Here is an 8,211-nt window from a genome sequence, read left to right on the forward strand (position 1 = left end):
CGGTGTCGGTCGAACAAATCAGTCTCTAGGTCTTGACTTCATATAGCTGGTCTCCTTCTCCAGGTAATGCCTGGGCCTTTGGTTTGGCTGCTTGTAGTATGGACGCATTTTTTTGGCGTTTCAGGGTGAATTGATTGCATACGACAAATTGTACACAATTCATTTAGGCTAATTTGGCACGTTTTGGCGTTTGGTGGCAGTTTTTCGGGGACCCCTCGAGTAGTAACTGGTTTGATGTTTGTTGATCCGCAGGTCACGGATTTGCGACCTCTTCTGAAACATATCAAGGATTTGCCCGGAACTGCCACAAACCGTAAATTCGTGCGGCCGCTGTCTGGCGAGCGCCCGGCCCTGCCCGCGTCCCCACAGGGGTCGATGGTGCCGTCGGCGCCCGGGGAAGCCCCTCGCCGCCGGCCGGAACGCGAATTGACGTTTGGTGGCAGTTCCGGGCAAATCCTTGATGTGATATCTCCGGAGTGGCAAATCGCTGACCAGCACTTCAACAAACCTCGAACCAGTTTGTACTTTGCGCACCCTCGAAAAACTGCCACCAAACGTCAATTTAGTGCTCGGGGACGGCCGCCCTGCCCCATGCGGCCTGCTCAGTGGCGATGCTGCGCGCGGCATCGCCACGGTCTGGTGCAACGGTGACGTCGAATGCCTGTCGTTCGTTCATCGGCCTACTGTCGATTTTGTCCCTGCGGATGCGTTGTCGTGGGAAGCTGAAGCCTGTCACGCCCACGCCAACCACGGGCTCCGGAGGCCGCGTGCGGTGCCAAAGGGTTGGGTTTGAACCGTGCACGCGGCTGCCTTTCTCGGCAAAAGACGGCCCCGACACGCGTCGGGGCCGCCAAACCAGCACCTACGAGGCGATCTCTACACGTTCTGCGCCGGTTATTCGCAGGTCTGCCGAGAAGAACTCGCGCAGCGCACGGATGGTCCATGCGGTGTCGCGGGTGCCCGTGGTCTCGTAGCTGGAGTGCATGGCGAGCTGCGGCAGGCCGATATCCACGGCATGTACACTCACCTGCGTGTTCGAGAGGTTCCCCAGAGTCGAGCCGCCGGCCATGTCGGAGCGGTTGGCGAAGGTCTGGTACGGCACGCCAGCTCGCTCGCACAGCGCCACAAAGACCGCGCGGCTAAATGCGTCGGTCGTGTACATCTGGTTAGCCGCCTCCTTGATTACCGGCCCGCCGTTCAAGTGGCAGCGGTTCACGGCATCATAGAGCTCCGGGTGGTTGGGGTGCAGCGCATGCGCGTTGTCGCAGCTCACAAGGAAGGAGCGCGAGAGGGCGCGCAGATAGCCCTCCTCGCCCATGCCCAGCGTAGCGTTGACGCGTACCAGCGTGTCGTGGAGCAGCGTCGACATGGCCCCCTGCTTGGTGTTGGAGCCCACCTCCTCGTTGTCGAAGCACGCGTAGACGGTCACGCACTGGGTATTCTTCTCGGCAACAAATGCCTCGAGCGAGGCGAATGCGCACTGCAGGTCATCGAGCTTGGGCGACGAGACAAACTCGTCCGCCAGGCCCCAGACGCACGGTTGTTCGCGGTTCACAAGGAAGAGGTCGCGCGCGAGAATGTCCTCGGGGTTGACGCCCACGCCCTCAGCAACCATGCGGTCGAAGTCCTCCTTGCGGAGGCGTCCGGCCGAGAAGAGCGGGCAGAGGTCGACGGCCTCGTTGAACGCCTTGCCGTCGTTCACGGTGCGGTCGAGGTGGATGGCAACGCTGGGGATGAGCAACAGGTTGCGGTCAGGCGCGAAGAGACGGCTCTCGATGCCGTCGGCGGTGCGCACGAGGACTCGGCCTGCGAGCGATAGGGGTTTGTCGAGCCAGGTGTAGCCAATCATGCCGCCATAGCCTTCGACGTCCAGACGCAGGCACTCCTCGGGTCCCTCGAGCACGGGAACCGACTTCACCTTGTAGGTGGGGGAGTCCGCGTGTGCGGCGGTCATCTGGAAGTGGTAGCCGTTGCGATCGAGGGCATTCTCGCCCACGCGAAAGGCAATGACGCTCGAAGTGTTCCTCGTGGTGTAATACGAGCCGCCGGGTTTTACGCCCCAGGCGTCTCCCTCGGGCAGGTGTGTGAATCCGGCCTGGTCAAGGCGGGCGGTAACAGTTGCCGCCGTGTGGAACATGCTGGGGCAATGACGGATGAAGTCGACGAGGCGCTCTGAGGTCTCGAGGTCCTCGGCCGTTGCAGCCCCCGCGGATGGATACTCACCATCTGGCATGCGTGCGTCCTCTCTGTTGGTTGTCTCGAGTTGAGCGTAGCACTGGGACGCGATGCGTGCGGAGACAAGAGGACAGGGGACGTGAGACAAGGGGACAGCCGCCTTGTCTCACGAGCACTGCGTGGCCCATGGATGGCGTTCGTGGTCTGTCTCGGAGAGAGGCATCACCTTGGGACGCACCCAGAGCGAGCCGTCACCATAGAGTTTTCGGTACACCACGAGCTCCTCACCGGTCTCAGCGTCGCGAGAGCCTTCCCTGGGCACTTCTTCATCGCGCTCCTGCACTTTCCGCACTTGGCAACGGCACCGGTCATGCGCTTTACATCCGAGAAACCCGTTGCACCGGCCTCCACTGCCGCTTCGATATCCGCCCCGGTCATATGCTTGTAGCCGCAGACAACATCCTTCTTCGACTTCTTCTTGCCCATGGATTCCCCAATCCCTGGCTGGCATGTGGCGGCGCCGTCCCACGAGGAGGCGGCGGTCGCGAAGCTTGCTATTTGACACCCGATTGGTCAGGGGTCACGCGATGAAATCGAGGAAAGCCGTGGCCTGTGCCGCAAGCGCCGTCTCGTCGTCTGCGGAGAGCACGAGGTTGCCGGTAGTCCAGGACTCGCTGGAGAGAGCGATGCCGGTCTCGCCCTCGGGCATGACCTGCGCGCCCACGAAGGCGAGAAGCGCGTCGAGTGCCTCACGCATCTCGGCCGTAGCCGTCTGGCCGCCCGCACCCGAGACGGTGGCGTGCATGCCGTTGGAGACGGCACTCTCGCGACCTTGGCCGGGAAGAGGCCTGCTCAGCCAGTCAACAAGATTCTTCACGTGGCCGGGGTACGAGGCGTTGTACTGCGGAACGACAAACCACACGCCGTTGGCCTTGCGTATGGCGTCGCGCGCAGCTGCGACTGCGGGCGGCTCGGGGCTCTCGATGTCCTGGTTCATGGGCGGAAGCATCGAGAAGTCAAGCTTGCTCACGTTGGCGCGGCCTTCGAGCAGCGACTCGATTCGCCGGGCCAGCTGCTCGTTGTAGCCGTTCTTGCGAAGGGTCCCCACAACGATGAGGATGTTCCTGTCTGACATCTTCTATCTCCTGTTCAGCTCTTGTTTGCGAACTTAGTAGTAACTATGTACCAGTCTCAGTGTAGCCAATAAATGAGACTTGATAAATATCGTTTTTTCTCAATACTTAGTATGAAAAAAGATACTTATGCCAAGGCAATGCTGCTGTCATGTGCCTGGGCGAGGGGGATGACTTTCATGCAGAGCAAGCCCGAGAACTTTGGTACCTGCCCGTTTGTGACAGCTCAGTGGCTTCTTCAGGGCAAGTGGTCAATTGTGATTCTCCACCATCTGAGTGGAGGGACCCTACGCTTTGGTGAGCTCGAGCGGCGTATGCCAGAGCTTACGCATTCCACGCTCTCGTCGCAGCTCAAACGGCTCGAGGCGGAGGGTCTAGTGCGCCGCGAGGTCTTTCCCGAGGTGCCTCCGCGCGTGGAGTACTCGCTCACGCAGGTGGGAGAGGACTTTGCACCGGTGCTGGCAAGCATCGAGACGTGGGGAAGGGGCTACGCCGAGCACCTGAAGAACGGTGATGTGATGGCATAGCCCGGTTTGGCGGCATCCGTGCAACAGGATTGGCGATGGGTGCTCGTGGGGTTGAGGCTCTGGGACTTTGCTGACGGCTTCGGGCTTATAGTCTGTCCGAAGCCGCGTCTGGCCATCGTTTAGGATTTCATAGACGGCTATCGCACGCCAACCGGCGATATTCTACGACTTGATGGTGACCCGTCATCACTCCTTGGCGCCGAGGACTCCGGACACAATGCTTACGATGAGCGCCACAAAGAGCGTCCCCCAGAAGCCCGTGACCACGACGCCCATCCCAAACACGCTTTCGGCGAGATTGGACGCGAGCGACACCATAAGCGCGTCGACCACAAACGAGAAAAGCCCGAGAGTGATGACTGTCACGGGGAGCGAGAGGACCTGCACGATTGGCTTCACCAGTGCATTTATCACGCAAAGCATGAGGGCGAAGACAAGATAGGCCATCCAGTGGGGCTCTCCCACCACGTACGCCGAGGGTACGAGAGAGACTGCGACAAACGACGCGATGGCGGTAGCTATGACTTTCATGTGCGCTTCTCCACGTTTCGAGTTGCCAACTGCTGTTACCACATGATACCCAAGGCTGCTTCCTATCGACAAACGACGTGCATTGGTCGTGAAGTTCAATTTTTCTTCTCGTATTATGAACTTCAGCATGATAGTCTTCCATAAATTGAACTTACTGCACTGGAAAAAAAATTTGAACTTCAGGGATGTCGGCGGAGCGCACGTGAAGACAAAGCTGAACTTCTTGTCTGCAACCGCGAAGCCCGGAAGAGGAGGAACAGTGGCAGATCAAGAGCACGAGACATTCTCCGAGCGACTTGGAGAGGCAATGAACAAGAGGGGCTTGCGCCAGGCTGATCTTGTCCGCCTTGCTGTCGCCGATGGCGTCAAGCTGGGGAAGTCGCAGCTCAGCCAGTATCTCAGTGGCAAGACCACGCCCAGGAAGGCAACGCTTTTGTTTCTCGCCGGCTCCCTCGGCGTGAGTGCCGAGTGGCTCTTGGGAGACGCAGGCGAGATTGCCACGCCAGCCCTAGCCGATCCGCCAGCCTCGAGTCCCGCGGCATATGACCCGTCAAGCAATCCCACCGAGAAGAAGGAACCAGCCATGCCTCGTCGCCAGTTCAAGAAGTCATCCAAGCTCGACAACGTCCTGTACGACATCCGCGGACCCGTCCTAGACGAGGCGTACCGCATGGAGGACCAAGGCATCCACGTTCTCAAGCTCAACATCGGCAACCCCGCCCCGTTCGGCTTCCGCACGCCGGACGAGGTCGTGAAGGACATGCAGGACCAGCTCACGGAGTGCGAGGGCTACTCCAACAGCCGCGGCCTTTTTGCCGCGCGCAAGGCCATCATGCAGTACGACCAGCTCAAAGGCATTCCTAACGTGGATGTGGAGGACATCTACACCGGTAACGGCGCCTCCGAGCTCATCCAGCTTGCGTTGAACGCCTTCATGGACGAGGGCGACGAAATCCTCGTCCCCAGTCCGGACTATCCGCTGTGGACCGCCTGCGCCACGCTCGCCGGCGGCACAGCTGTGCACTACATCTGCGACGAGAAGACCAACTGGTATCCCGACATCGAGGACATCCGGAGCAAGGTGACGCCGCGTACCAAGGGCATCGTCGTGATCAACCCCAACAACCCCACGGGCGCCCTGTATCCGCGCGAGGTGCTGCAGGAGATTGTGGATGTGGCGCGAGAGAACCAGCTCGTAATCTTTGCGGACGAGATCTACGACCGCCTTGTGATGGACGGCAAGCAACACGTCTCCATCGCGAGCCTTGCGCCCGACCTTTTCTGCATCACGTTCAACGGGCTCTCCAAGAGCCACATGGTCGCAGGTTACCGCATTGGCTGGATGAGCCTCTCGGGCAACAAGCGCATCGCAAAAGACCTGATTGACGGCATCAATATGCTGTCCAACATGCGCCTGTGTTCCAACGTGCCGGCACAGTCGATCGTGCAGACCTGCTTGGGTGGCATCCAGCGCAGCCAGGGCCTGCTTGTCCCCGGCGGGCGCATCTACGAGCAGCGCGAGTACGTCTACGGGCGGCTGAGTGCCATGGATGGCGTCACGGTGACCAAGCCCGAGGCGGCGTTCTACATCTTCCCGCGCCTCGATCCGAACAAGTTCCACATCACCGACGATGACCAGTTTGCGCTTGACCTGCTCAAAGACGAGCACGTGCTCGTCACGGCGGGCAAGGGCTTCAACTGGGAGAAGCCCGGCTACTTCCGCATTGTCTACCTGCCGCGCAGGCATACGCTGCATGAGGCCATGGACAAGCTCGAGGACTTCTTGAGCTACTACCGGCAGTAGGCTGGGGATGGGGCCCTGGGGCGGGTGGCTGCTCCGGGGCTTCTTACATGTTGGCGAGAAAGACGCAGGCAGATGGGTCGTGGTGTCTCATTGGCGCGGCCGTCACACGGGTTTGGCACGGAAGGGCGCGCGGCGAGCAGCCTTGCCAGAAAATCGTGGTGATGCGTACGTATGACCCTATGGCTTTGACATCGCTGGCGGATTGCCGACCGCTCATCCTGCCTGATAGGTGGTTGCACGGGGAATCTAGGGAGATTCTGGCAACCCACCTTCGCGATTTGACGGTTTGTGGCAGTTTCAGGCAAATTCTTTATATGAAGGCTCCGATGTCTCAAGTCTCTGACCTGCGAATTATCAACAATTGAACCTCTGGATACTCAGGCTGTCCCTATAAAACTGCCACCAACCGTAAAAACGTGCCATCAGGCGGGTTCGAGCGAGGTGGAGCTCATTCCGACGGCACCCGAGGCATCGTCGGGGGTTGCTGGATGGCGCATTTTTACGGTTGGTGGCAGTTTTTCGCGGTGCTCCCGAGTAGCAGGCGCTTTGAGATTTGGGATACCGCAGGTAGATGATTTGCCACTACATGTATATCATATCAAGGATTTGTGGCAAACTGCCACAAACCGTCAATTCGTGTTTTAACGGATCGCAACAGACGGTTCCGAACCCTCCCACGCGCCAGCCAATGGCGTGGCCCGCTCGGATTATTGCGCGCAATCCCCGCCGCTCAAAAGCTCAACTGGGCAAACGCTGCGCGCGCACAAAATTACGTTCAATAACTGTGGGGCGCTCGCCCAAGGGACAGCGTCGCTGACGTTTCTCCATACCGTCTTACGCGGCCAACCCCACATTTTCTCTGTTACGGGGCCTATCTCCATGGTGAGCCCCTTTCGCTTGCCGCCTGCAGACGCTATTGGTCCGTTCACGGTAATTCTTAAAAACACAGAATCATTCTTTTAAAACACAGAGTAAATTACATGCTACACAGGTTTTAGTGTTTGAAACAAACAAATTCTGTGAGGAACGAAGGTATCAGGAAGACCGGGGGCAAGATGCCGCCGGAAGGACAGGGGAGGAATCGTATGAAGGCTTTGACCCGCTACTGTGACCATGGCGAGTTCGGAGGCTATCACTACATCGACGTGCCGGCTCCCGAGTGCGGCCCCGACGACGTGATCATCCGAATCAAGGCGGCCGCCATCTGCGGTGCCGACATGAAGCACTGGTACGCTGACCTTGAGGGCAGCAACACCTCGGAGAAGGTCGACTCCATCCGCGGTCACGAGTTCGCCGGCGTTATCGTCAAGGTCGGCAAGAACGTGACCGACTGGAAGGTCGGTCAGCGCGTCGTCTCCGACAACTCCGGCAAGGCCTGCGGCAAGTGTCCCGCCTGCGAGCGCGGCGATTTCATGCTCTGCGAGCACAAGTCGGGTTTGGGCCTCGACCATAACTGGGACGTCTTCGGTGGCTCGGGCGGCTTCGCCAAATACGCCAAGATTCCCGGCGGAATCCTGCAGCTCCACCCGCACGCCATCTGGGAGATTCCCGAGGGCGTGAAGTATGAGGAGGCAGCCCTTCTCGATCCCGTCTCCAACTCCTACAACGCCATCGCCCAGCAGTCCAGCCTGCTCCCCGGCCAGGACGTCGTCGTGTTTGGAACCGGTCCCCTGGGCCTGTTCGCCGTCCAGGTCGCCCGAATCATGGGTGCCGTCAACATCGTGATGGTCGGCCTGCAGGAGGACGTCGAGACCCGCTTCCCGATTGCTCGCGAGGTCGGCGCCACCCACTGCGTCAACGGCTCCACCGAGGATGTCGTCGCGCGCTGCATCGAGATATGCGGCCGCGACAACCTGGGCCTGGTTGTCGAGTGCTCCGGCGCCAACATCGCCCTCAAGCAGTCCCTCGATATGCTGCGCCCCAACGGCGAGGTCGTTCGTGTCGGCATGGGCTTCAAGCCGCTTGAGTTCTCCATCAACAACATCACCGAGTGGAACAAGAGCATCATCGGCCACCAGGCCTACGACTCCACCTCCTGGCG

At 59.8% G+C, this 8,211-nt stretch carries 7 protein-coding genes and 1 pseudogene; 3 read left to right on the forward strand and 5 right to left on the reverse strand.

Features of this window, described 5'->3' with window-relative positions; all coding sequences use genetic code 11:
* Positions 1-862: 862 nt before the first annotated feature.
* The 4 genes and pseudogenes from ACO59D_RS12455 to ACO59D_RS12470 all read right to left on the reverse strand — a co-directional run bounded on the left by ACO59D_RS12455 (position 863) and on the right by ACO59D_RS12470 (position 3,310).
* The gene (locus ACO59D_RS12455; RefSeq protein WP_485127255.1) at positions 863-2,233 is read right to left on the reverse strand and encodes a M18 family aminopeptidase; all 1,371 of its coding nucleotides are present in this window, start codon (positions 2,231-2,233) and stop codon (positions 863-865) included.
* Between the two features lie 108 nt (positions 2,234-2,341).
* Entirely contained in the window at positions 2,342-2,527 is a 186-nt protein-coding gene (locus tag ACO59D_RS12460; protein WP_485127256.1) for a DUF1653 domain-containing protein, read from the reverse strand.
* Positions 2,512-2,661: pseudogene (locus ACO59D_RS12465) on the reverse strand ((2Fe-2S)-binding protein); the annotation flags it as partial. The gene ACO59D_RS12460 and the pseudogene ACO59D_RS12465, both read right to left, overlap by 16 nt.
* Positions 2,662-2,755: 94 nt before the next feature.
* Positions 2,756-3,310 carry an NADPH-dependent FMN reductase gene (locus ACO59D_RS12470; protein WP_485127257.1) on the reverse strand — a complete coding sequence of 185 codons (555 nt, stop codon included), beginning with the start codon at positions 3,308-3,310 and terminating at the stop codon, positions 2,756-2,758.
* Between the two features lie 177 nt (positions 3,311-3,487).
* On the opposite strand from ACO59D_RS12470, the gene ACO59D_RS12475 reads away from it, so the two are divergent.
* The gene (locus ACO59D_RS12475; RefSeq protein WP_485127258.1) at positions 3,488-3,835 is read left to right on the forward strand and encodes a winged helix-turn-helix transcriptional regulator; all 348 of its coding nucleotides are present in this window, start codon (positions 3,488-3,490) and stop codon (positions 3,833-3,835) included.
* A 186-nt stretch (positions 3,836-4,021) separates the two neighbouring features.
* On the opposite strand, the gene ACO59D_RS12480 is transcribed toward ACO59D_RS12475, so the two are convergent.
* Positions 4,022-4,366, reverse strand: a complete 345-nt coding sequence (locus ACO59D_RS12480; RefSeq protein WP_485127259.1) for a phage holin family protein — start codon at positions 4,364-4,366, stop codon at positions 4,022-4,024.
* A gap of 307 nt (positions 4,367-4,673) precedes the next feature.
* Here ACO59D_RS12480 and ACO59D_RS12485 point away from each other — a divergent pair, with 307 nt between their 5' ends.
* A complete protein-coding gene (locus ACO59D_RS12485) occupies positions 4,674-6,170 on the forward strand; it encodes an aminotransferase class I/II-fold pyridoxal phosphate-dependent enzyme (RefSeq protein ID WP_485127261.1) in 1,497 nt (498 codons plus the stop codon).
* Positions 6,171-7,255: 1,085 nt separating this feature from the next.
* On the forward strand, positions 7,256-8,211 hold a 956-nt coding region (locus ACO59D_RS12490; RefSeq protein WP_485127260.1), incomplete at its 3' end, for a zinc-binding dehydrogenase.

This window comes from Tractidigestivibacter sp. (genome assembly GCF_057241865.1).